Here is a 22,527-nt window from a genome sequence, read left to right on the forward strand (position 1 = left end):
AGCCCGCGCTGGCCGACGAACTGCGGGCCCGGGACGGCCACGTGCCGCTGCTGCGGCTGCCGTTCGCGGCCGAGGGCCCGGCGCCCGAGGGCTACGACACCGTGGTGGTGCTGCCGCTGCGGGACGCCGCCGCCGAGGACCTGACCCGCCGTCTGCTGGCCGGGATCGACGACGCCCTGCTGCTCACCCTGCCCGGCCTGGCCGAGGTCGTGGTGGAGACCCCGGAGGGAACCCGGACGCTCACCCGCAGCGCCGCCGAGCCCCGCCCGGACGGCGTCACCGAGGTCACCGTCACCGATGACGCGGAGGCCCGGCTCCGGCGGACCGTCTGGCAGACCGCCGGCGCCTCCGGCCGGCTGCACGCCGAGCTGCTCGCGGACCGGCCCACCGAGGAGCGCGCCCGCCCGTACTGGACGGTGACCTGGGCCGTCCCGGTGGAGGAGGACGGCAGTCCGCAGCGGCCCGCGATCGCGCCGGTGCTGCACGCGCCCACCCCCAGCGACGAGCCGATCGGCCTGCCCGCGCTGCTGATCGCCTCCTACCCGCTGGACTCCACCCGTCGGCACGTCGCCCCCGGCGCGCTCGCCGACTTCCTCACCGAGCGCGCCGCCGACAGCTACGCCGACCTGCTGCGCGCCCGCGGCGCCGACCTCGGCTCGCTCGGGCTGGTGCCCGGGCCGCTCGGGCAGGGCGCGCTGGACAACGCGCTGCGCGCGGCGGTGCTGTCCCGGCTGCCCGGCACGCCGTTCCTGCCGCACCCGGGCGGCGTCGAGGAGGGCACGCCCGCGCTGCGGCCCCGGGACGCGACGCTGCTGGAGGGCGCGGACGGCTCGGTGGTGGAGGCGCTCGCGCCGATCTTCCCCGGCCTGCTGCCGGCCGGTCTGGAGCGCCGCACCGAGCTGCGGGTGCTGAACGTGCGCCGGGTGCCGCTGGCCGAGGTGGTGGACCAGCTCGGCGGACTGGACCGCGACCCCGCCTGGTGGCGCAACCTGTACGCGGCGCTCGGCGCGGCCGACCCGGAGGCGCTCGGCGCGCTGCCCGTACCGCTCGCCGACGGGCGGACCGTCACCGGGCCCCGGCGGGTGCTGCTGCCCTCCGAGGACGCCGACTGGGCGGCCTTCCCCGGCTACCCCGAGACGCTGGCCGGGGCGCTCGCCGCGCTCGACCTGCGCCTCGCCCACCCCGAGGCCGCCCACCCGCTGCTGGCCAAGCTGGGCGCCGGCACCGCCACCCCGGCCGGGGTGCTGGACACCCCCGAGGTGCGCGCCGCCGTCGCCCGCTCCTACGAGCTGGCCGAGGACGACCCGGACGCCGCGCTGGAACTGGCCGACGCCGTGCTGGCCCTGGTGAAGGCCGCCGCCCCGGCGCCCGGCGAGCACCCCTGGCTGGCCCGGCTGGTGCTGCTGGACGACGAGGGCGAGCCCGCCCGGGCGGGCGAACTGGTGCTGCCCGAAAGCCCGTTCGCCGCGATCGCCCGCGAGGAGGACGCCGGCTGGGTGGACGACGAGCTGCTGGAGCGCTGGGGCCCCGAGGTGCTCACGGCCGTCGGCGTGCTGGCCGACTTCGTGCTGGTGCGCGCCGAGGACGTGGTGCTCGACCCGGACGACCTGGAGCGGCTCGACCCGACCGCGCCCGCCGACCGGGCGGCCGGCGGCCACCCCACCGGGCTGCTGGACGAGGCGCCCGACGGGCTCGCCGAGTGGGCCGAGGACGCCCTGGAGGCGCTGCACGCCGACGAACTGGTCGGGGTTCCGCCGGTGGCCGCCGAGCTGCTGGCCGTCCGGGACCTGGACCTGGTGGACGACGACGCATGGCCGGAGGCGCTCGCCGCGCTCGCCCGCCCGCCGTACCGGGACGCCGTGGTCAACCCGGTGCGCACCCTGCTGCCGGACGGCAGCTACGTCGACCTGCCGCCGTACACCGCCTGGTGGCTGCGCGACCACCCGGTGCTGTCCGGCCGCGAGCCCGCCGGGCTGCGTGCCGCCGGGGCCGACCCGCTGCTGCGCGGCCTGTACGAGGAGGCCCGCACCACCCTGGACGAGCAGTTCCTGCACGCGCTCGGGGTGCGCACCACGCTGGCCGCGCTGCTCGCCGAGGTGCACGGCCCGGACGAGGTGCTGGACCGGCTCACCGACCCGGCCGCCGAGGTCGGACACCGCCAACTGCACGGCATCCACAGCGCGTTGGCCAGGGTCGACCGCGAGCGGATCGAACCCCTGGACGTGGTGCGGGCGTTGCCGCCGCTGGACCCGGCCACCGGGCGCCGCCCGGACCACACCGTGGTCGTCGACGCCACCGAGGCGGTCGTCGCCGACGCCCCCGACCTGGTCCAACTTCTGCACCCTTACCCGCTGTTGCCGGTCGCCCCGGCGCTCGCCGCGGACCTCGCCGAGCGGCTGCACGTGTCGCTGGCCAGCGAGGTGGCCGGCGGGCGGGTGCTCTCCGAGGGCGTGCTGCACCGCGTCCCGGCCGTGGTGCGGGAGCTGCTGCCCGGCTGCCCGGTCGCCTACGAGGAGCACGAGGAGCTGCTGGTGGTCGGCCCGGACGGCGGCGAGGCCGCGGTCGACTGGCGGTGGGACCACGAGGCGGACGCCCCGGAGCCGCCGTACGACCCGGAGCTGGCCGAGGCCGCCGACGAGGACGACGAGTTCGAGGTCCCGCCGGTGCCCGGGCTGCTGCACGCCGCCACCCCGGAGGGCCTGGCGGCGGGCCTGGCCTGGTCGGTCGGGCAGTGGCACCGGCGCTTCGAGGTGCTGGCGGCGCTCAGCGAGCCGGACCGGGCGTACGAGCTGTCCGCGGCCCGGGACTTCGAGGGCTGACCCGGGTCAGCTGCTGCGCGGCTCGAGCCGCGGGTGGACGGTGGTGGTGGCGGTCAGCCGGATCGCGCCGAGCGTCACCACCAGCGCCGCCGACTTCAGTCGGGCAGATGCCGAACGCCTGTCATTCCATCCCGCGGCGCTTCATCCAGGCCCAGCCGGTCTCCAGGACCGCACCGCAGACCAGCGCGATGGCGACGCCCGTCCACGGGTCGCGGCCGCCGACCAGGGAGAGCTCGAAGAAGTTCGACAGCCACGGCACCACCAGCACCAGCGCGAAGGCGAGCCCCATGGTGGCGATCAGCAGCAGGCGCCACCAGTTGTACGGGCGGGCGACGATGGCGAGCACCCAGATGGCGATCAGGAAGAGCGTCAGGGTGGCCACGCTGGTGTCGGCCTCGAGGTCGGTGGCGTGGTTGGCCCGGGCCAGCGAGTAGGCGACGAAGGTGCCGGTGCCGGCGATGACTCCGCCGGGGACGGCCAGCCGCAGCACGCGTTTCACGAAGCCGGTGCGGGCCCGCTCGTTGTTGGGGGCGAGGGCGAGGAAGAAGGCCGGCACGCCGATGGTGAGGGTGGACAGCACGGTGGAGTGCCGGGGCAGGAACGGGTACGGCGAGTGGGTGAAGATCACCAGCAGCGCCAGCAGGACCGAGTAGACCGTCTTGACCAGGAACAGTCCGGCCACCCGTTCGATGTTGCCGATCACCCGGCGGCCCTCGGCGACCACCGAGGGCAGGGTCGCGAAGGAGTCGTCGAGCAGCACGATCTGGGCGACGGCCTTGGTGGCGTCCGAGCCGGTGCCCATCGCCACGCCGATGTCGGCGTCCTTGAGCGCGAGCACGTCGTTGACGCCGTCGCCGGTCATCGCCACGGTGTGGCCGCGCGACTGGAGCGCCCCGACCAGCAGGCGCTTCTGCCGGGGGGTGACCCGGCCGAAGACGCTGGTCCGGTCGGCCGTCCCGGCGAGCTCGTCCGGGTCCTCGGGCAGGGTGCGGGCGTCCAGCGGCTGGTCCGCGCCGGGCAGCCCGAGGTGCCCGGCGACGGCGCCGACCGAGACGGCCGCGTCGCCTGAGATCACCTTGGCCCGGACGTTCTGCCCCTCGAAGTAGCGCAGGGTGTCGGCGGCGTCCGCGCGCAGCCGCTGCTGGAGCACCACCAGGGCGAGCGGGGTGAGGCCGGCGGCCGGGTCGGGGGAGTCCAGCGGGACGGGCGTACGGCCGAGCAGCAGCACCCGCAGGCCCCGGGCACCCAGCTCGTCCACCTCGGCGAGCGCCGGGTGGCCGACGGGCAGCAGGACGTCCGGGGCGCCGAGCAGCCAGCTGGCCTCGCCGCCCTGGGGTTCCAGCAGCTGCACGCCGCTCCACTTGCGGGCGGAGGAGAAGGGCATCGCCTCGATCACCCGCCAGCCGTTGCCGCCGGGGCCGTCGCCGCGCCCGTACGCGTCGATCACGGCCTGCATGGACGGGTTGGGGCGGGCGTCGGCGCCGGCCATCACGGCGAGCGCGTGCCGGACGGTGTCCTCGTCGACCGGGGCGGGCTCCCCGTCGGAGACCACCCGCAGGTCGATCACGTCCATGCCGCCCTCGGTGAGGGTGCCGGTCTTGTCCAGGCAGACGGTGTCGACCCGGGCCAGGCCCTCGATCGCCGGGAGCTCCTGGACCAGGCACTGCTTGCGGCCCAGCCGGATCACGCCGATGGCGAAGGCGACCGAGGTCAGCAGCACCAGGCCCTCGGGGACCATCGGCACGATGCCGGCCACCATCCGGCGCACGGCCTCGCGCCAGTCGCGGCCCTCGACGGCCAGCTGGCTGATGATCAGGCCGAGCGCGGTGGGGATCAGCAGGTAGGTGATGAAGCGCAGGATGCTGTTGATGCCGCTGCGCAGCTCCGACTTCACCAGGGTGAACTTGCTGGCCTCCTCGGCCAGCTGGGCCGCGTAGGCCTCGCGGCCGACCCTGGTGGCGGTGAAGGCGCCCGCGCCGGCCACCACGAAGCTGCCGGACATCACCTGGTCGCCGGGCTGTTTGAGGACGGGGTCGGGCTCGCCGGTGAGCAGCGACTCGTCGATCTCCAGGCCGTCCGCCTCGGTGACCTCGCCGTCCACGACCACCTTGTCGCCGGTGCCGAGCAGCACGGTGTCGTCGAGGACGATCCCGGAGACGGCGATCTGCTGGACGCTGCCGTCCCGGCGGACCTGCGGGCGGGCCTCGCCGATCAGCGCCAGGCTGTCCAGGGTCTTCTTGGCGCGCAGCTCCTGGAAGATGCCGATCGCCGTGTTGGCCACGATGACCAGGCCGAACAGACCGTCCTGGAGTGGGCCGACGATCAGGATGATCCCGAACATGACGCCGATGATGGCGTTGAACCGGGTGAAGACGTTGGCCCGGACGATCTCCTTGGCGGACCGGCTGGACCGCACCGGGACGTCGTTGACCTGCCCGTTCGCGACGCGTTCGGCCACCTCGGCGGCGGTGAGGCCGCCGCGCCGGCCGGGCAGCAGCCCCAGCGGGTGCGCTCCGTCGGGGCGGTTCGCGCCGCTCGGCTGCTCTTCCGCGGGCTGGGCAGGCTGCGTCATGGCACCGACTCTACGGGTGCCTTTTGTCCGGTGCGTGCTACTGAAGAACCATTCAGTCCGACCGGGTGGCCGGGCCCTTGCCGTCCGTCTCCGCTTCCCGCGCGGCCGCCTCGGCGGCGCGGCTGCGGGCGATCGCGTCCCGCCGGGCGCGGCAGTACCAGAGGCCGATCAGGCCGAGCAGGCCGCCGGAGAGGCAGATCCAGGGCCAGGTGCCGTGGCCGTGGTCGGAGAGGGTGCCCTGGAAGGGGAGCAGGGCGAGGAAGGCGACGAACCACAGCACCGTGCCGCCGCCGACGATGGCGACGTCGTTGGCCTCCAGCGGAGGGGGCGAGGGGTGCAGCGGCGTCTTGGGCATGGGGCCTAGCGTACGGTGCGCGGCGGGGTGCGGGGAGGCGGCGGGGTCCGTCCGGCGCCATCCGGACTCTACGCGCGAAGATAGCGCGTGTGCGACCGGGAAACCATACTGGAAGGTCCACGCCCGGCCACCGTCGCCACGGGCGTTCCCCCTCTCCTCAGCTCCCCCACAGAGGACGCACGCATGCCTGTGGTCCAGCCGACCACCGAGTCGCCCGAACCCGCGGCCTCCGCGCCGACGCCCCCCAACGGTGCCCTGGACCGCTACTTCAGGATCAGTGAGCGCGGCTCCACCCTGCCGCGCGAGATCCGCGGCGGTGTCGCCACCTTCTTCACCATGGCGTACATCCTGGTGCTGAACCCGATCATTCTGGCCAGCGGCACGGACGTCACCGGGGCCCACCTGAACAGCGCCCAGCTGGTCACCGCCACCGCCCTCACGGCGGGGCTCACCACCCTGCTGATGGGCGTGATCGGCAACGTGCCGATCGGCCTGGCGGCCGGTCTCGGCGTCAACACCATCGTGGCGCTCCAGCTCGCGCCCAAGATGACCTGGCCGGACGCCATGGGAATGGTGGTGCTGGCCGGCTTCGCGATCATGCTGCTGGTCGCCACCGGCCTGCGCGAGCGGGTCATGAACGCCGTGCCGATCGGGCTGCGCAAGGCCATCGCGATCGGTATCGGCCTGTTCATCAGCCTGGTCGGCCTGGTCGACTCCGGCTTCGTCAGCCGGGTCCCGGACGCCGCCCACACCACGGTCCCGCTGCAGCTCGGCGGCAACGGGCACCTGCTCGGCTTCCCGGTGCTGGTCTTCGTGTTCGGCCTGGTGCTGACCCTGGTCCTGGTGATCCGCAAGGTGCCCGGCGCGATCCTGATCAGCATCGCGGCCTCCACCGTGCTCGCCCTGGTGGTCGACAAGGTCGCCGACGTACCGGCGCTCAAGTGGGGCCTCACCGTCCCCACCTGGCCGGGCAACCCGGTGGCCGCCCCGGACTTCGGGCTGGTCGGCAAGGTCAGCCTGTTCGGCGGCTTCGAGAAGGTCGGCGTGCTGACCGGCGTGCTGTTCGTCTTCACCGTGCTGATGTCCTGCTTCTTCGACGCGATGGGCACCATCCTCGGCGTCGCCGACGAGGCCCACCTGCTCGACGAGAAGGGCGACCTGCCGGGCATCAACCGGATCCTGATGGTCGACGGCATCGCCACCGCGGCCGGCGGCGCCACCTCGGCCTCCGCCAACACCTGCTTCGTCGAGTCCACCGCCGGCGTCGGCGAGGGCGCCCGCACCGGCTTCGCCTCGATCGTCACCGGCCTGCTCTTCGTGGTGGCGCTCTTCCTCACCCCGCTCGCCACCATGGTCCCGGCCCAGGCCGCCACCCCGGCCCTGGTCACGGTCGGCTTCCTGATCCTGGCCAACTCGATCAAGGAGATCGACTGGGCGGACTACACCATCGCGATCCCGGCCTTCCTGACCATCGTGATGATGCCGTTCACCTACTCGATCACCAACGGCATCGGCTTCGGCTTCATCGCCTTCTGCCTGCTGCGGCTGGCCGCCGGTCGCGGTCGCGGCGTGCCGGCCCCGCTCTACGCGGTGGCGGCGGTGTTCGCCTTCTACTACCTGATGCCGGCCCTCGGCCTGCTCTGACGCACTCCGACACCACAGCAGCCCCGAACGCTTCATGGCGTTCGGGGCTGCTTGGCATCTGGCCTTTGGGAGCAGCTGAGCGCGTAACCCGATTTCAGGTGCTTTCTCACCCAAAGCCCTACGTTTTTTTCGCGTTCCTGGCAGAATCTATTTGGAGCACAATGGGGCTGGTGCGAAAGGGGTCATATGTGAATATTGTCGAGTTTGCCGATCTGGTGGATTACCGCCTGAGTCAGATGGCTTCAAGGAATGAGCATCATCAGTTTGAGCGCCTGTGTTCTGAGATTGCGCGGCGCCGTATCGCAACCAATATGGTAGTCGCAACCGGACCGGTAAGTTCGGGTGGCGATGGGGGGAGGGATGCGGAAAGCTTTGACAGCTCCCTTCCTGTGGAAGTTTCCACCTGGTTTTCCCTGAGGGCGACTACTGCAGCAGTGGCTATAGCGTGCAGCCTGGAAAAGAACTATTCAAAGAAGATCCGAAACGATGTAGAGAGGATCGATAGAACTTCGGATCGGAGATTCGACAGAATCGTTTTCTTTTCCGGTCAGGCGATCCCGGTTGCCGCAAGTCATAAGCTGCAGAATGAGCTAAGCAGCGAAAACTGTACGCTCGCAATTTGGGATCGGCCTGCCATGGCGCGCGCCCTGTCGGACCCGGATCTACACTGGGCTGCTCAGCATTACCTCAGCATCCCTGCCGAGCTGGTGGAGTCCTTGCATCCCGCCGACGGCCTGGACCTCCCCCTAGAGGACGAGATTTACTATCTTCCGGGACAGGCGCTTGTGCGGGTAATTGAGCACGCGCTAAGCGTCTCCCAGTCGGTCGATCCGGAGGCTCGGGGGGAAGTCTTGAAGGAGTGGCGTCAGTATGTTGCCCTGCATGTCGCTCTAGACCGCCTTCCGCTCACTAGTCAGCATGCCTATGAACTAAGTAGGCAGAGTGATGAACTTGCGCGGCGACTTCATCGTAAAGGAACATCGGGGGCGGAGGCCTTGAGGGCCTACGGCCTGCTCAGATAGAGGTCCAGGGGGTTTTGCCAATTCTTGGTGGCCAATGGATGGGCCGAGATAGACTTTGCTGATCCGCATCAGATTGGAGATTTCAGCGCCTGAAGGGTGGGCGCGGGAGCACATGAAGCACGCTCCCGAGCAGTCCACAGAGTGGCGACGACAGATTGCGGAAATCCATGAAATGGGCGCATTGAACCCGCGAAACTCGGAATATATTGATAGTGCATAGGCCAATGCCTTCACGGCCTATCAGTGCTTCGCGGACAGTGGGGCTCAACGGTAGCCGACAGCTCGTTACGCGGCGCGGCCGCCAAGGAAAAGAGCTCTGAGTGCCTGCCCAAGCCCACCTCCTCCAAGGTTGGGATCTCAGGGCAGATGACTGACGGCACTCCGGAGGGCGCGCCCCGACCGCCGGGACGGTATCTGCGTTTGCGAGGAGCGCTTAGGGGTGAGACCATATTTCTATGGCAGTCGTGATTTCTATCGTGGCCATAGCTATTTCGCTTGTGTCATTCTTCATCAACCTCCAGGCGTCAAAATCTGCTGAGCGCAGGGGTAGAATGCCTGTTCTTGTGGTGACGCGCCTGGATAATGATGAGGCCGGGCTTGCCCATATTTTGCTTTCTAATGTGGGCAGTGGCCCTGCCCTGAACATCATTTTTGGCCTGGCGGAAGAGGCTGAAGAAGTAGGATCTCAACAGCTCCATAAGGGCGTCAGTGAACGGTGGTACAGTCCACTTCACCTGTTCCCGATACCGCCTGGCGGAAAGCTAGACGTATCCCATCCGCAGTCAAGCAACGTTTTAGGGGCGACTTATACTGATGCACTTGGGCATCCCTACACAGTGAAGACGAGTCAGTATGGGACCCGTGTCCTCGAAGGTCGGCACTTTCCTGCAGCATGGACTATGAATAATGTTCCAGCTATGTGGTCGCCGTTGCCCACTGACCGCCCCTGGTCTCGAACGGCACCCGATGGGCGCACCCTGGGTTAAGGGCTGTTCCGTCTAAGCAAGTGAGGCGACGCTGACGGGGCCCCTGCGTCCTTGGTCGGCAGTCGGCTTATCAAGGTCATGGCGTCGTGGCACGCGCACAACCCGCAACCCGCCAATGGTCCCTATCCGGGCACCGGCTTGATCATGCCACACCGTCGGCCCCGCAGAGGCGAGCTCGGCGACTGGCAGGCCGAGCACAATCGCGAGCACAAGCAGGTCCGCGCCCGCATCGAGCATGTCTTCGCCCGGATGAAGACCTGGAAGATGCTCGCGGATCTCGAGGTCCAATGCATCCCCTGAACTGGGGCGTTGCAACGACTCCTAGAACCCAAGGTGCGGGGAGGGCCCTTCGGCGTTCCCGGCGGGCCCTGGTCAGTGGACGCAGAACTCGTTGCCCTCCGGGTCCCGCATGACGGTCCACTCGCCGCCGGGCTCCCTGACGTCGTGCAGGGCGGTGGCGCCGAGGGCTTCGAGGCGGGCGACGGTGGCCGCCCGACCGCCCGGGCCGGCGTGGACGTCCAGGTGGAGGCGGTTCTTGGACCGCTGCTTGTCCTCGGGGACGGCCTGGAAGAGGATGCGGCGGCCCAGGCCGGTGTCCGAGGCCGGGTCGCACTCGTCCCCGGGGTGGCGGACGGCGGCGAGGGTGCGCCAGGCGGGGTGGCCGTCGACCTCGGTGAGGGCGTCGGGGGTGACGGCGTCGGCGCCCAGGAGGCGGGTGATCAGGGTGCTGTGGTCCTCGACGGTGTAGTCGAGGGCGGCGCCCCAGAAGGCGGCCTGGCGGTGCGGGTCGGCGCAGTCGATGACGAGCTTCCAGTGCAGCGGCATGTAACCGTTTGTATCGGTTACGCCTCGATGGGGCAATCGGCTACCGGCGGAAGGTGTCAAAAAGCCGACTGTGTAGGGCAGTTGGCGGGGGGCATACTGCCTGGACGGAGACGGGGAGGGGGCTCGACCGATGGTGCAACAGGATCCGCCCGGGGGAGTCGAGGCGGGGCTGCTGCCGGAGCTGTTCTGGCGGGCGGACAAGGCCTCGCTGGACGGACAGCGCGAGACGCTCCGCTGGCACCGCGGGCTGATCGCCATGCTGGTGGTCGCCGCGCTGATCGGCTCGCTCCCGGGCCCGGACCACAAGGGCGACAGCGATATCAAGCCACTGTTCTCGGTGGCGGCCTTCCTGGTCGCCGGCTACTTCTGGTCCCGGCTGCGCCGCAGCAACCCGCAGGGCCGGTGGTACGAGGCCCGGGCGGCGGCCGAGTCGGTCAAGACGCTGGCCTGGAAGTACAGCGTCCGGGCCCGGCCCTTCGACGGCGAGGCCGAGTCGGCGGACGCCGACCGCGGCTACCTGCTCCAGGTCGAGGACGTGTTGCGGGCCTTCGAGAACCCGGAGATCGTGCCGCCCGGCAGCGTCCCGGAGATCACCGAGGAGATGCGGCGCGCCCGGGCCGACAGCCTGACCGCCCGGCGCACCCTCTACCTGCGCACCCGGGTCGAGGGTCAGCGCACCTGGTACCGCTCCCGGGCCGAGTCCTGCGAGTCCCAGGCGGTCTCCTGGGGGCTGGGCATCGCGACGCTGATCATCATCGGCGCGGCGGCGGCGATCGCCCAGGCCACCGGCGCCCTGGAGGTGCACATCTTCGGCGCCAGCTCGGCCGCGGCCGCCGCGATCATCGCCTGGACGCAGCTCAAGCAGCTGCGCCCGCTGGCCGCCGCCTACCAGCTGGCCGCGCGCGAGCTGGAGAACGTCGGCAACCAGCTCTCCGACCTCGACCTCAAGGCGCCGGACGCCGAGCTGCGCTGGGCCCGGATGGCCGCCGAGGCGGAGGACGCGGTCTCCCGGGAGCACACCACCTGGCGGGCCCGCCGGGCGTTCCCCCGCTAGGCGACAACGGCGACAACCCGGAGGAGGGGCTGGGGAGATACCGCGAAGCAGCGGCCACAGGTGTGCGGGGTACGTGAGAGTAGAGCGCCGAGGCACGGACCGTGACCATTACGTGTCCATGCCCTGGTTTCATCGCCTCCGCGCGACCCGCAGTCCCTGCCCGGAGGCCCCCTGTGCGCATTCTCCTGATCGCCACCGCGTTCAACAGCCTGACCCAGCGCGTCCACACCGAGCTGCGCGAGCGCGGCCACCAGGTCGCCGTCCAACTCGCGCTCGGCGACGATCAGATGAGGGACGCCGTGGCCCGCGTCGACCCGGAGCTGATCATCTGCCCGATGCTCACCAGGGCCGTCCCGGCGGACATCTGGTCCACCCGGACGGTCCTGATCGTGCACCCGGGCCCCAAGGGCGACCGGGGCCCCTCCTCGCTCGACTGGGCGATCACCGAGGACGCCCGGCGCTGGGGCGTCACCGTGCTGCAGGCCGTCGAGGAGATGGACGCCGGCGACATCTGGGCGTCCGTCGAGTTCGCCGTCCCGGACTGCGGCAAGAGCGAGCTGTACCGGGGCGAGGTCGCGGACGCCGCCGTCGAGGCCGTCCTGCTGGCCGTCCAGCGGTACGAGGGCGGGCTGTTCACCCCCGAACCGCTCGACTACAGCCGCCCCGACGTGCGCGGCGAGCTGCGGCCCTTCCTCAAGCAGGAGGTGCGCCGGATCGACTGGCAGCGGGACGACACCGCCACCGTGCTGCGCAAGCTGCGCGCCGCCGACTCCCAGCCCGGCGTGCTGGACGAGCTGTACGGACGCGAGTTCTTCCTGCACGGCGGCCACCCCGAGGACGAGCTGCGCGGCCCGGTGCCCGGCGCCGTCCTGGCCACCCGGGACGGCGCGATCTGCCGGGCCACCGTGGACGGCGCGGTCTGGATCCCGCAGCTGCGCCCGCGCCGCACCCCGGGCGGCCCGGTCACCTTCAAGCTGCCGGCCGCGACGGTGCTGGCCGACGAGCTGCACCGGGTCCGCGAGGTGCCGGTGACCCCGGCGCAGGCCGCCCGCCGCAACACCTGGTCGGAAGTGCGCTACCGCGAGGAGGGCGACGTCGGCTTCCTCGAGTTCGCCTACGCCGGCGGGGCGATGAGCACCGAGCAGTGCCGCCGGCTGCTGGCCGCCTACCGTACGGCCGCCGACCGGCCCACCTCGGTGCTGGTGCTCGGCGCGCCCCGGGACTTCTACTCCAACGGGATCCACCTCAACGTCATCGAGGGCGCGGCCTTCCCGGCGCTGGAGTCCTGGGAGAACATCAACGCGATGGACGACCTGGTCGAGGCGATCCTGACCACCGGCGACAAGCTGACCGTCGCCGCGCTGGCCGGGAACGCGGCGGCCGGCGGGCTGATGCTGGCGCTCGCCGCCGACGAGGTGTGGTGCCGGGACTCGGCGGTGCTCAACCCGCACTACCGGCTGATGGGCCTGTACGGCTCCGAGTACTGGACGTACACCCTGCCGGCCCGGGTCGGCGCCGAGCAGGCCGAGCGGCTGACCACCGAGGCGCTGCCGGTCGGGGCGGAGCACGCCCGCCGGATCGGCCTGGTGGACCGTACGGCCGGCGGGGACGCGGCCGACTTCCGCCGCTGGGTGGCCCGGGAGGCCGCCCGGCTCGCCGACTCGCCGGAGCTCACCGGGCGACTGGTGGACAAGAAGCGCCGCCGCGCCGAGGACGAGGAGGCGAAGCCGCTGGCCGAGTACCGGGCGGAGGAACTGCGCCGGATGCACGCCAACTTCTACCGAATGGGCGAGCCGTACCACGCGCTGCGGCGGGACTTCGTGCGCAAGGTCTGCCCGGTGGCCACGCCGGAGCACCTGACCGGGTTGCTCGGGAAGCCGGAGTAGCCCCGGGGCCCGTCCCGGAAGTCCCGCCCGCGGGGCGTTCCAGGACGGGCCCTCGGAGCCCTCGGAGTGTCCGGACGCGAGGACGCCCGGCCGGGGTGGGGGCCCGGCCGGGCGTCCTCGCGTCCGGAGTTCAGCGCCGGGCGCGCGTCTCGCTCATCAACCGCCGCTGCTGCGGGGGGACCCGAGGGGGTCGCGGCGGCAGCGGCGCGGCGGGGCCGGCCAGCAGCGGCTTCGTGGAGGCCTTGCTCGGCGAGACGGCGAAGGCCAGTGAGCCGAAGAAGACGTAGCAGCCGAGCCCGACCCCGAGCGGGAATATGAACTGCAGGGCCATCACGCCGCCCTGGGTGGAGTGCGAGGAGTCCAGGCGGACGGAGAGCGCTGCCATCCCGGTGTAGTGCATGGCGCAGACGGCCACGCCCATCACCGGCGCCGCCGCCAGTACGGCGAGGGTGCCCCGGATGTTCAGCGCGGCCCAGAGCGCGGCCGTCGCCGCGAACACCGCGATGGCGACCGACAGCCCCACCGTGACGTGGTCGTAGCCGAGGTGGCCGGGCAGGACCATCGCGGCCATGCCCAGGTAGTGCATCGCCGCGACCCCGAGCCCGGTGGTCAGCCCGCCGACCAGCAGGGCCAGCAGCGGGTGGCTGCGCCAGTACCCGACGGTGAACAGCCCGATGCCCACCACGGCGACGGCGACCAGCAGGCTGAGCACGGTCAGCCCCGGCTGGTAGCTGATCTCGACGCCGCTGACCGAGAAGCCGAGCATCGCGATGAAGTGCATGGACCAGATGCCCGCCCCGAGCGAGGTCGAGGCGAAGAGCAGCCAGGCGATCCGGCTGCGGCCCTGTGAGACGAGTGCCCAGCGGGCGCTGCGCAGGGCGACGAAGGCACCGAGACAGGCGACGAAGTACGAAACCGCCGGTGTCACCCAGCCGTGGTCGGCATGATGGATCTCGCCCAATTGAGCTCCCTGGAATGGGGTTGCGGACGCCAGGGCTCGGACGGAAGCGGTGGGCCGGGTGGGCCGGGGAGGGCGTTCGGGAAGCGGCACGGGACGGGTTCCGTCGCGAGGGGGCCCGGCGTGTGGTGCACCTGACAGCGGGGACAGTAGCCACTACCCGCCAGTCGCACAAGGTTCGCGGTTTTCGTGAAATCCCAGGTCAGGCTGGATCTTTACGCCGTCTGCATGATCTTGGCACCAAGCCCTGACACTGCCTGCGCACCGCCCCCGGGCCTCTTTGGCGGTTACTCCAGCGGGGCGAGGCCGAACGGGTGGCCGGCCGGGTCGATCAGCACCTTGAGGGTGCGGCCGTGCTGGTAGTCGGGCTCGGTGGCGCCGAGTGCGAGGGCCTTCGCGGTGGACTCCTCCAGGTCGTCGACGTAGAAGTCGAGGTGGAAGTGCTTGCTGCCGTCCGGCTCGGTCCACGGCTCCGGCCGGTAGCCGGTCACCCGTCCGAAGCCCAGCGGGCTGCCGCCCTCCGGGTTGTCCAGGATCGCGAAGTGCTCGTCGACGTGCCGCGTCTCCCAGCCCAGCAGCTCGCCGTAGAACGAGGCCAGCGCGACCGGGTCGGCGCAGTCGATGGTGACCATGGCGAGCCGGGCGAAGCCGGTGTCGCCCTGCGGGGACTGCGGCGGTTGTTCGGCGACGACGTCGGACATGGCTGGTCGGCCCTTCCGGGAGTTGGGAGCGGTGGCCCCATCGGGAGCGGTGGCCCCATGACCAATATGGCACCGGGCCGATCTTCCGGCACGGTGGGAACCCGTTTTTCCTTAGAGAGAGTAATGACGTAAGCTAAAGAGATGCCCGAGATGTCCGAGCAGGACCTCGCAGCGATCTCACAGCTGCGGTCGTCCACGATGCGCCTCTCCCGACGACTCAAACACCAGCGGGTGGAGGAGTCGCTCAGTCCTACCGAGATGGGAGTGCTGGGCACCCTCGCCCGGTGCGGGAAGGCGACGCCGGGTGAGCTCGCCCGGAAGGAGCACGTGCAGCCTCCTTCGATGACCAGGATCGTCGCGATGCTGGAGGAGAAGGGGCTGGTGCGGCGCGAGCCGCACCCCGAGGACCGCCGCCAGGTCGTCGTCAGCAGCACCGAGCAGGCCGAGACGATCCTCACGGAGAGTCGTCGGCGCAGGAACGTCTGGCTCGCCGAGCTCGCCCAGGGGCTCGACGATGAGGAGTGGGCCGTCCTCCGGGAAGCCGCTCCTGTGCTCTACAAGCTCGCACACCTCTAGGCACACCGAGCCCGGCCCAGCCGCCGGGAGACGAAGGAGCCCGCATCACCGCAGGACAGACCACCATGACCAGGAGCGCGACGGCCCCCGCCGGGGCCGTCGCGCCGCGAGGGGAGACCACCGTGACACCGCCGGCCGCAGCCAGCGCCGCCGCCATCCGTACCGACGACCCGACCACCGACCCCGCCGCGGACAGCACCGCGGCCGCCGACGCCCAGGCCTCCGCCCCCAGCGGTCTGCCCGGCAGCGGCGACGACGACCCCGACGAACGCACCGCGGCGGACTCCGCCGCTCAGCGCCGAACCCGTTCGGCCGCATCTCCCACGGGAGCCGAGTTCACCCGGCCGCGGGGGATGTTCTCCTCCCTGCGCGTTCGCAACTACCGCTACTACTTCGCCGGCCAGGTGGTGTCCAACACCGGCACCTGGATGCAGCGGATCGCCCAGGACTGGCTGGTCCTGAGCCTCACCGGCAGCCCGCTCGCGGTCGGCATCACCACCGCCATGCAGTTCCTGCCGATGCTGCTGCTCGGCCTGTTCGGCGGCGTGCTCGCCGACCGGATGCCCAAGCGCCGGCTGCTGATCCACACCCAGGGCACCATGGGCCTGCTCGCCGCGGGCCTGGCCGTACTGACCATCGGCGACGTCGTGACGCCGTACTACGTGTACGCCTTCGCGCTGCTGCTCGGCCTGGTCACCGTGGTCGACAACCCGACCCGACAGGCCTTCGTCTCCGAGATGGTCGGGCCCAAGGACCTCGCCAACGCCGTCAGCCTGAACGCCGCCAACTTCCAGACCGCCCGCCTGGTCGGCCCCGCCGTCGCGGGCCTGCTGATCGCCGCGGTCGGCAGCGGCTGGGCGTTCGCCGTCAACGCGCTGTCCTTCGCCGCCGTGATCGGCGGGCTGCTCGCGATGCGGGAGAGCGAACTGCGCCCGACCGAGCCGATCGCCCGTGAGAAGGGCCAGCTGCGCGAGGGCCTGCGGTACGTGAAGGAGCGGCCCGAGCTGCTCTGGCCGATGGTCCTCGCCGGGTTCATCGGCACGTTCGGGTTCAACTTCCCGACGCTGCTGTCCGGGTTCGCGCACGACACCTTCAAGGTGGGCGCCGGCCAGTACGGCATACTCAACACCGCGATGGCGGTCGGCTCGCTGGCCGGCGCGCTGCTCGCCGCCCGCCGCGGCGCGCCCCGGCTGCGCCGGCTGGTCGGCGCGGCGCTGGCCTTCGGCACCCTCGAGGTGGTCGCGGCCTTCGCGCCCGACTACTGGACCTTCGCGCTGCTGCTGACGCTGATCGGGGTGTTCGGGCTGAGCTTCAACACCTCGGTCAACTCCACCCTGCAGCTGGCCACCGACCCCGAGATGCGCGGTCGGGTGATGGGCCTGCTGGTGCTGGTCTTCACCGGCGGCACGCCGATCGGCGCCCCGGTGGTGGGCTGGGTCACCGCCTCGTACGGGCCCCGGCTCGGCCTGCTGGCCTGCGGCGTGGTGTCCGCGCTCGCGGCCGCCGCGGTCGGCCTGGTGCTGGCCCGCAGCGCGGACCTGCGGGTGCGGTTCGACCTGCACCCCGGTCGCGGCGGGCGGGTGGTGGCCTTCGTGCCGCGCGCCGCCGCGGCGGGCAAGGGCGAGCTGATCCCCGCCTGCTGACGATGCGTCGGGGTGCCCCGGAAGTGAACGTCCGGGGTTCCCTGACGGCACGTCGAGTGCCTTGTCAGAGGCGGATTTCGAGCACCTGGCCGGGCCAGGTGCCGGTGGGCTGCTCGACCTCGAAGCCCACGGTCTCGGTGAAGCCGAGCGCCCGGTACTGGCCGACCAGCTTGCGGTCGGCGCCGGCGTAGCAGTCCACCCGCAGCAGGCCGATGCCGCGCCGGCGGGCCTCCTCGACCGCGTCGGCGATCAGCGCGGCGCCGATGCCGGAGCCCTTTCGGCTGCGGTCGGTGACCAGGTGGCGGACGTAGAGCTCGCGCTCGTCCACGAGGGGGATGTACTTCCCGGGCTCCTCGGCCAGCACGCAGCAGCCGACCGTACGGCCCTCGTCGTCCACCGCGAGGCGGATCAGGAACGGCTCGGCCGCGTACTGCTCGATGTGCTCCACCCGGGCCGGATTGGTGGAGAACGGCTGGTCGCCCCACTGGCCGGTGCGCCCCTGGGCGGCCAGCCAGGCGATGGCGCCGTCGAGCATGGACAGGATGTCGGGGATGTCCGCGAGGCCCCCGGTGCGGATCTTCATGGACAACGGTTCTACCTGAAACGGCCGATCGGGGGAAGATTGGTCCATGAGGCTGTTCGTGGCGGTACTGCCGCCGGTCGCGGCGTTGCAGGGGCTCTCGGACGCGGTCGCGCCGGTGCGCGGGCTGCCCGGGGCGGACCGGCTGCGCTGGACCACGGTCGAGGACTGGCACCTCACGCTGGCCTTCCTCGGGGAGGTCGCCGAGGACCGGCTGACGGAGCTGACGACGGGCCTGGCCGCAGTCGCCGAGGCGACCCCGGCGCACCGCCTGCGACTCGCGGGGGCCGGGCGCTTCGGCGACCGGGTGCTCTGGGCCGGGGTCGGAGGGCAGACCTGGGCGCTGCGACGGCTCGCCGAGGCCGTGTACGGGGCCACTGAGGACATCACCGCCGAGGTGGACGCGTTCGGCTTCCACCCGCACCTGACGCTGGCCCGGGCCGGTTCCTCGCGCGGGCGGCGGCGGGCCGAGCGGCGGGCATCGGCGGCCGAGGTGGAGGCGATGGTGGCCGCGCTGGCCGGGTACCGGGGGCCGGACTGGGAGGCCGCCGAACTGCACCTGATGCGGAGCGATCAGGGCGGTGGCGGCGGCCCGCACTACGAGTCGGTGCGCGCCTGGTCGCTGGCGCGCTGGGCGGCGTACCCGTAACGGGTTGCCGGACCGGTGCCGGCGGGCTCCAGTCCTGCGGCGACCGCCGAGGTGTCCGACATCGCCGGCGTCGTGGCCTTCCCGTCCTCACCGGACTCCCGCCGGATCACCGGCCGGCACCTCGGCGCCACCGGCGGGGCGGCCCTCGGTGTCAACCTGCTGTGAGCCGCAGGTACGCTCGATGACCGTGGATCCCAAGACTCGTATGCGCATCGTCTCCGGCACCCTGGTGCTGCTGCTGGCCGTCGTGCTGATCGGCGCCCTGGTCGGCAAGTAGGCCGACCGGGGCGGGACGGCGAGGCCGGACGGCGGCGCGGCAGCCGGGAACGGCGAGAGGGCCACCGCCCGCAGGCGGTGGCCCTCAGCCGTTCCCTGAGGGAGCCGTCAGAGCTGCTCGACCACGTGGTCGATGCAGTGGGTGAGCGCCTCGACGTCCGCCGGGTCGATCGCCGGGAACATCGCGATGCGCAGCTGGTTGCGGCCCAGCTTGCGGTACGGCTCGGTGTCCACGATGCCGTTGGCACGCAGTGCCTTGGCGACCGCGGCGGCGTCCACCGACTCGTCGAAGTCGATGGTGCCGACCACCTGGGAGCGCTCGGCCGGGTTCGCCACGAACGGGTTGGCGAAGGAGGACTTCTCGGCCCAGCCGTACAGCCGGGACGAGGAATCAGCCGTACGGGCGACGGCCCAGTCCAGCCCGCCGTTGCCGTTCAGCCACTCCAGCTGGTCGGCCAGCAGGAACAGGGTGGCGATCGACGGGGTGTTGTACGTCTGGTCCTTCGACGAGTTGTCGATGGCCGTCGGCAGCGAGAAGAACGGTGGGACGTACCGGCCGGAGCCGGCGATCTCCGCGGCGCGCTCCAGGGCGGCCGGGGAGAAGGTGGCCAGCCACAGGCCGCCCTCGGAGGCGAAGGACTTCTGCGGGGCGAAGTAGTAGACGTCGGTCTCGGTGATGTCGACCGGCAGGCCGCCGGCGCCCGAGGTGGCGTCCACCAGCACCAGCGAGCCCTCGTCGGCGCCGACCGGGCGCTTGATCGGCATCGCGACACCGGTGGAGGTCTCGTTGTGGGTGAGGCCGTAGACGTCCACGCCCGCCTCGGCGACCGGCAGCGGGTGGGTGCCCGGGGCGGTCTTGATCACGGTCGGCTCGGCCAGCCACGGGGCGGCCTTGACCGAGGAGGCGAACTTCGAGGAGAACTCGCCGAAGTCCAGGTGCTGGGACTTCTCCCGCACCAGGCCGAAGGCGGCGATGTCCCAGAAGGCGGTGGAGCCGCCGTTGCCGAGGACGACTTCGTAGCCCTCCGGCAGCGAGAAGAGGCTGCTCACGCCCTCGCGCACGCGCTTGACCAGGTTCTTGACCGGGGTCTGGCGGTGCGAGGTGCCGAGCAGCGAGGTCTGGGTGGCGGCGAGGGCACTCAGGGCCTCGGGGCGCACCTTGGACGGTCCGCAGCCGAAACGGCCGTCTGCGGGCTTGATGTCAGCGGGGATCTGGATCTGAGCCACGCCCGCAGCCTACCGGCCGGGGGCCCCGCGGGGTACGGTCGTCCGCTCGCTGAGACTGTGATCTCGGCAGCCCGCAGGTGTGCGAACAGCGGGCCCGGCCGGAGCCGGACCCGCTGGTCAGGGGCGTTTTCGCGATCGGACGCCCGGTGCGTTCAGGGCTTTCAGTGGGCGATGGCGTCCCAGCCCTCGATCTCCTCGGGACGGCGCGGACCGGGGCCGATGTAGCGCGCGGAGGGGCGCACGAGGCGACCGGTGCGCTTCTGCTCCAGGATGTGCGCCGACCAGCCCGCGGTGCGCGCACAGGTGAACATCGAGGTGAACATGTGCGCCGGGACCTCGGCGAAGTCCAGCATGATCGCGGCCCAGAACTCGACGTTGGTGGCGAGCACCCGGTCGGGGCGGCGGGCGTGCAGCTCCTCCAGCGCGGCCTTCTCCAGCGCCTCGGCGACCTCGAAGCGCGGCGCGCCGAGCTCCTTGGCGGTGCGGCGCAGCACGCGGGCGCGCGGGTCCTCGGCGCGGTAGACGCGGTGGCCGAAGCCCATCAGGCGCTCGCCCTTGTCCAGTGCGTTCTTGACCCACTTGACGGCGTCGCCGGTGCGCTCGATCTCCTCGATCATGCCGAGCACGCGGGAGGGGGCGCCGCCGTGCAGCGGGCCGGACATCGCGCCGACCGCGCCGGAGAGCGCGGCCGCGACGTCGGCGCCGGTGGAGGCGATGACCCGGGCGGTGAAGGTGGAGGCGTTCATGCCGTGCTCGGCGGCCGAGGTCCAGTAGGCGTCGACGGCCTTGACGTGCTTCGGGTCCGGCTCGCCCCGCCAGCGGATCATGAAGCGCTCGACGACCGTCTCGGCCTTGTCGATCTCGCTCTGCGGGACCATCGGCAGGCCCTGGCCGCGGGCGGACTGGGCGACGTACGACAGCGCCATCACGGCGGCGCGGGCGAGGTCGTCGCGGGCCTGCTCGGCGGAGATGTCGAGCAGCGGCTTGAGGCCCCAGACCGGGGCGAGCATGGCGAGCGCGGACTGCACGTCGACCCGGATGTCGCCGGAGTGGACCGGGATCGGGAAGGGCTCGGCGGCCGGCAGGCCGGGGTTGAACTTGCCGTCCACGAGCAGGCCCCAGACGTGGCCGAAGGAGACGTGGCCGACCAGGTCGTCGATGTCGACACCGCGGTACCGCAGGGCGCCGCCTTCACGGTCGGGTTCGGCGATCTCGCTCTCGAACGCGACGACTCCCTCAAGCCCGGGTACGAAATCGGACATACGACGGCTCCTTCAGTTCTGCGATCGGCGCTCCGCCGTGGTGGGGCGGTTCGCCAGTGACCGAATCGTGGTTGGCACTCGGTGCCAGAGTGACAGGCACGGGGTGCATTGCGCCATACACCACCGCGGTGATGTTTCCCGTGGGACCCGCTCGACCTTCCGCCGGGGGTCGGTCGTGCCCGGGGGTTCCCGGAACCAAAACGCCCGGTTCCGGACAATTCCCCGTACGGCGGGCGGCCGAGCGGTGGCGAGTCACGATAACTCCGACCGGGGTTTGTCCGGAGGTAGCGGTGCCGGTTGCTTGTCGTACGGGATGATGTTGGCGTGCAGACCCCGGAACGCGCCCAGCCGACGCCCCTGAGCCCCGCCACCCGGACCCTGGCCGACGCGGCCAGCCCCGGTCCGGACCTCGCCGCGATGCGCAAGCACTACACCCACGAGGGCCTGGCCGAGGAGCAGCTCGCACCCGAGCCGGTCGCCCAGTTCGCCCGCTGGTTCCTGGAGGCGGACGGCGCCGGGGTGGTGGAGCCCAACGCCATGGTGCTCTCCACCGCCGACGCCCAGGGCCGGCCCAGCTCGCGCACCGTGCTGCTCAAGGGCTACGACGTGCGCGGCTTCGTGTTCTTCACCAACTACGGCTCCCGCAAGGGCTCCGAGCTCGCCGTCAACCCGCACGCCGGACTCCTCTTCCCCTGGATCGCGTTGGCCCGCCAGGTGATCGTCCAGGGCAGGGTCGAGAAGGTCGGCCGCGACGAGACCGCCGCCTACTTCCGCACCCGCCCGCACGGCTCCCAGCTCGGCGCCTGGGCCAGCGAGCAGTCCAGCCCGGTCAGCGGCCGCGACGTCCTCGAACAGCGCTACGCAGACCTGGAGCGCCGCTACCCCGAGGGCGAGGGGGTCCCCGTGCCGCCGTTCTGGGGCGGCTACCGGGTCGTCCCGGAGAGCGTCGAGTTCTGGCAGGGCCGGGAGAACCGCCTGCACGACCGCCTGCGCTACCTCGCCGACCCGGCCTCCCCGACGGGCTGGCGGGTGGAACGGCTCTGCCCGTGACCGGCGGGGCGGCCGGCCGTACCGCATCCGGGCGCGGCGCGTGCACGGATCTGACGCACCGTCACCGTTTTGTGTAGAATGTGCGCGTCGCGGACCGGGGTCGATTCCTTTTCGGCCACCGTCCCGCTGTGCCGGCGTGGTCGAGCGAGGGACTAAGGGACTGATGAGCGTCACCGGTGCGGAAACCGCCGCGGGACTCGGCTCCGACCTGGTCGACGTCGCCGCCCTGCCGCTCGACGAGCTCGACGCCCTTCCCGACACCGTCCTCGGCGACCTGCTCCGCCGGGTCGTCGCGGACGCCCTGACCCCCGGCGCGGAGCCGCTGGCCGCCTTCCAGTCGGCGCTCGAACTCCGATGACCGGCCGCTGACCGCCGGTTAAACCCCCGGGGCTCGAAAAATCACCAACTCCCGCTCCTTCCGGTGCAGTTCACGACATGCTGG

General features: G+C 71.6%; 19 protein-coding genes and 1 pseudogene. 12 read left to right on the top strand and 8 right to left on the bottom strand.

The features are described from left to right. Positions 1–2,819, top strand: a 2,819-nt coding sequence (locus HS99_RS12115) for a hypothetical protein (RefSeq protein WP_063737834.1), incomplete at its 5' end; no start/stop codon positions are given. Between the two features lie 121 nt (positions 2,820–2,940). Here the strand turns inward: HS99_RS12115 and HS99_RS12120 are convergent. Together HS99_RS12120 and HS99_RS12125 are read right to left on the bottom strand one after the other, a co-directional pair. Next, on the bottom strand, positions 2,941–5,391 hold the full coding sequence (locus HS99_RS12120) for an HAD-IC family P-type ATPase (RefSeq protein WP_030552648.1): 2,451 nt from the start codon (positions 5,389–5,391) through the stop codon (positions 2,941–2,943). Positions 5,392–5,443: 52 nt separating this feature from the next. Continuing rightward, on the bottom strand, positions 5,444–5,746 hold the full coding sequence (locus tag HS99_RS12125) for a DUF2530 domain-containing protein (RefSeq protein WP_030287078.1): 303 nt from the start codon (positions 5,744–5,746) through the stop codon (positions 5,444–5,446). A 183-nt stretch (positions 5,747–5,929) separates the two neighbouring features. Between HS99_RS12125 and HS99_RS12130 the strand changes: the two genes are divergently transcribed. The 4 genes and pseudogenes from HS99_RS12130 to HS99_RS41020 form a co-directional block, all read left to right on the top strand. Beyond that, a complete protein-coding gene (locus tag HS99_RS12130) occupies positions 5,930–7,390 on the top strand; it encodes an NCS2 family permease (RefSeq protein WP_030552650.1) in 1,461 nt (486 codons plus the stop codon). A gap of 188 nt (positions 7,391–7,578) precedes the next feature. Continuing rightward, a complete protein-coding gene (locus tag HS99_RS43990; protein WP_141763700.1) occupies positions 7,579–8,412 on the top strand; it encodes a hypothetical protein in 834 nt (277 codons plus the stop codon). Between the two features lie 455 nt (positions 8,413–8,867). Then, on the top strand, positions 8,868–9,398 hold the full coding sequence (locus HS99_RS48745; protein ID WP_488226180.1) for a DUF8453 domain-containing protein: 531 nt from the start codon (positions 8,868–8,870) through the stop codon (positions 9,396–9,398). A gap of 111 nt (positions 9,399–9,509) precedes the next feature. Beyond that, positions 9,510–9,686: pseudogene (locus HS99_RS41020) on the top strand (transposase family protein); the annotation flags it as partial. An 84-nt stretch (positions 9,687–9,770) separates the two neighbouring features. On the opposite strand, the gene HS99_RS12140 reads toward HS99_RS41020, so the two are convergent. Further along, the gene (locus HS99_RS12140) at positions 9,771–10,223 is read right to left on the bottom strand and encodes a VOC family protein (protein WP_030552653.1); all 453 of its coding nucleotides are present in this window, start codon (positions 10,221–10,223) and stop codon (positions 9,771–9,773) included. Positions 10,224–10,353: 130 nt separating this feature from the next. Here HS99_RS12140 and HS99_RS12145 point away from each other — a divergent pair, with 130 nt between their 5' ends. Then, positions 10,354–11,277 (top strand): DUF4231 domain-containing protein, encoded by a 924-nt coding sequence (locus tag HS99_RS12145; RefSeq protein WP_030552655.1) that lies wholly within the window; start codon positions 10,354–10,356, stop codon positions 11,275–11,277. A gap of 173 nt (positions 11,278–11,450) precedes the next feature. Beyond that, entirely contained in the window at positions 11,451–13,163 is a 1,713-nt protein-coding gene (locus HS99_RS12150) for a hydrogenase maturation protein (protein ID WP_030552657.1), read from the top strand. Between the two features lie 130 nt (positions 13,164–13,293). On the opposite strand, the gene HS99_RS12155 is transcribed toward HS99_RS12150, so the two are convergent. Then, complete coding sequence (locus HS99_RS12155) at positions 13,294–14,124, bottom strand: MHYT domain-containing protein (protein WP_063736199.1); 831 nt, start codon at positions 14,122–14,124, stop codon at positions 13,294–13,296. A gap of 284 nt (positions 14,125–14,408) precedes the next feature. Next, complete coding sequence (locus HS99_RS12160) at positions 14,409–14,822, bottom strand: VOC family protein (protein WP_046385751.1); 414 nt, start codon at positions 14,820–14,822, stop codon at positions 14,409–14,411. A 141-nt stretch (positions 14,823–14,963) separates the two neighbouring features. Here HS99_RS12160 and HS99_RS12165 point away from each other — a divergent pair, with 141 nt between their 5' ends. Then, positions 14,964–15,398, top strand: coding sequence for a MarR family winged helix-turn-helix transcriptional regulator (locus tag HS99_RS12165; RefSeq protein ID WP_030287092.1), 435 nt, complete (start codon positions 14,964–14,966; stop codon positions 15,396–15,398). A 65-nt stretch (positions 15,399–15,463) separates the two neighbouring features. Continuing rightward, positions 15,464–17,041: an MFS transporter gene (locus HS99_RS12170; protein ID WP_370863247.1), complete on the top strand. Its 1,578-nt coding sequence runs from the start codon at positions 15,464–15,466 to the stop codon at positions 17,039–17,041. Positions 17,042–17,105: 64 nt separating this feature from the next. Here the strand turns inward: HS99_RS12170 and HS99_RS12175 are convergent, their stop codons facing one another. Then, positions 17,106–17,624, bottom strand: coding sequence for a GNAT family N-acetyltransferase (locus HS99_RS12175; RefSeq protein ID WP_030552662.1), 519 nt, complete (start codon positions 17,622–17,624; stop codon positions 17,106–17,108). A 46-nt stretch (positions 17,625–17,670) separates the two neighbouring features. Here HS99_RS12175 and thpR point away from each other — a divergent pair, with 46 nt between their 5' ends. Continuing rightward, positions 17,671–18,270: an RNA 2',3'-cyclic phosphodiesterase gene (thpR, locus tag HS99_RS12180; protein WP_030552664.1), complete on the top strand. Its 600-nt coding sequence runs from the start codon at positions 17,671–17,673 to the stop codon at positions 18,268–18,270. Between the two features lie 384 nt (positions 18,271–18,654). Here thpR and serC read toward each other — a convergent pair whose 3' ends face one another. Together serC and HS99_RS12190 are read right to left on the bottom strand one after the other, a co-directional pair. Further along, positions 18,655–19,773 (bottom strand): phosphoserine transaminase, encoded by a 1,119-nt coding sequence (gene serC, locus HS99_RS12185; protein ID WP_030287102.1) that lies wholly within the window; start codon positions 19,771–19,773, stop codon positions 18,655–18,657. Positions 19,774–19,934: 161 nt separating this feature from the next. Then, positions 19,935–21,035, bottom strand: coding sequence for a citrate synthase 2 (locus tag HS99_RS12190; protein WP_030287104.1), 1,101 nt, complete (start codon positions 21,033–21,035; stop codon positions 19,935–19,937). Between the two features lie 417 nt (positions 21,036–21,452). Here HS99_RS12190 and pdxH point away from each other — a divergent pair, with 417 nt between their 5' ends. Beyond that, positions 21,453–22,085 carry a pyridoxamine 5'-phosphate oxidase gene (pdxH, locus tag HS99_RS12195; RefSeq protein ID WP_050367137.1) on the top strand — a complete coding sequence of 211 codons (633 nt, stop codon included), beginning with the start codon at positions 21,453–21,455 and terminating at the stop codon, positions 22,083–22,085. A 163-nt stretch (positions 22,086–22,248) separates the two neighbouring features. Beyond that, the gene (gene fxsA, locus HS99_RS12200; RefSeq protein WP_030287108.1) at positions 22,249–22,443 is read left to right on the top strand and encodes an FxSxx-COOH cyclophane-containing RiPP peptide; all 195 of its coding nucleotides are present in this window, start codon (positions 22,249–22,251) and stop codon (positions 22,441–22,443) included. The last annotated feature ends 84 nt before the right edge of the window (positions 22,444–22,527 follow it).

The organism is Kitasatospora aureofaciens (genome assembly GCF_001188955.3).
Taxonomy (GTDB): domain Bacteria; phylum Actinomycetota; class Actinomycetes; order Streptomycetales; family Streptomycetaceae; genus Kitasatospora; species Kitasatospora aureofaciens.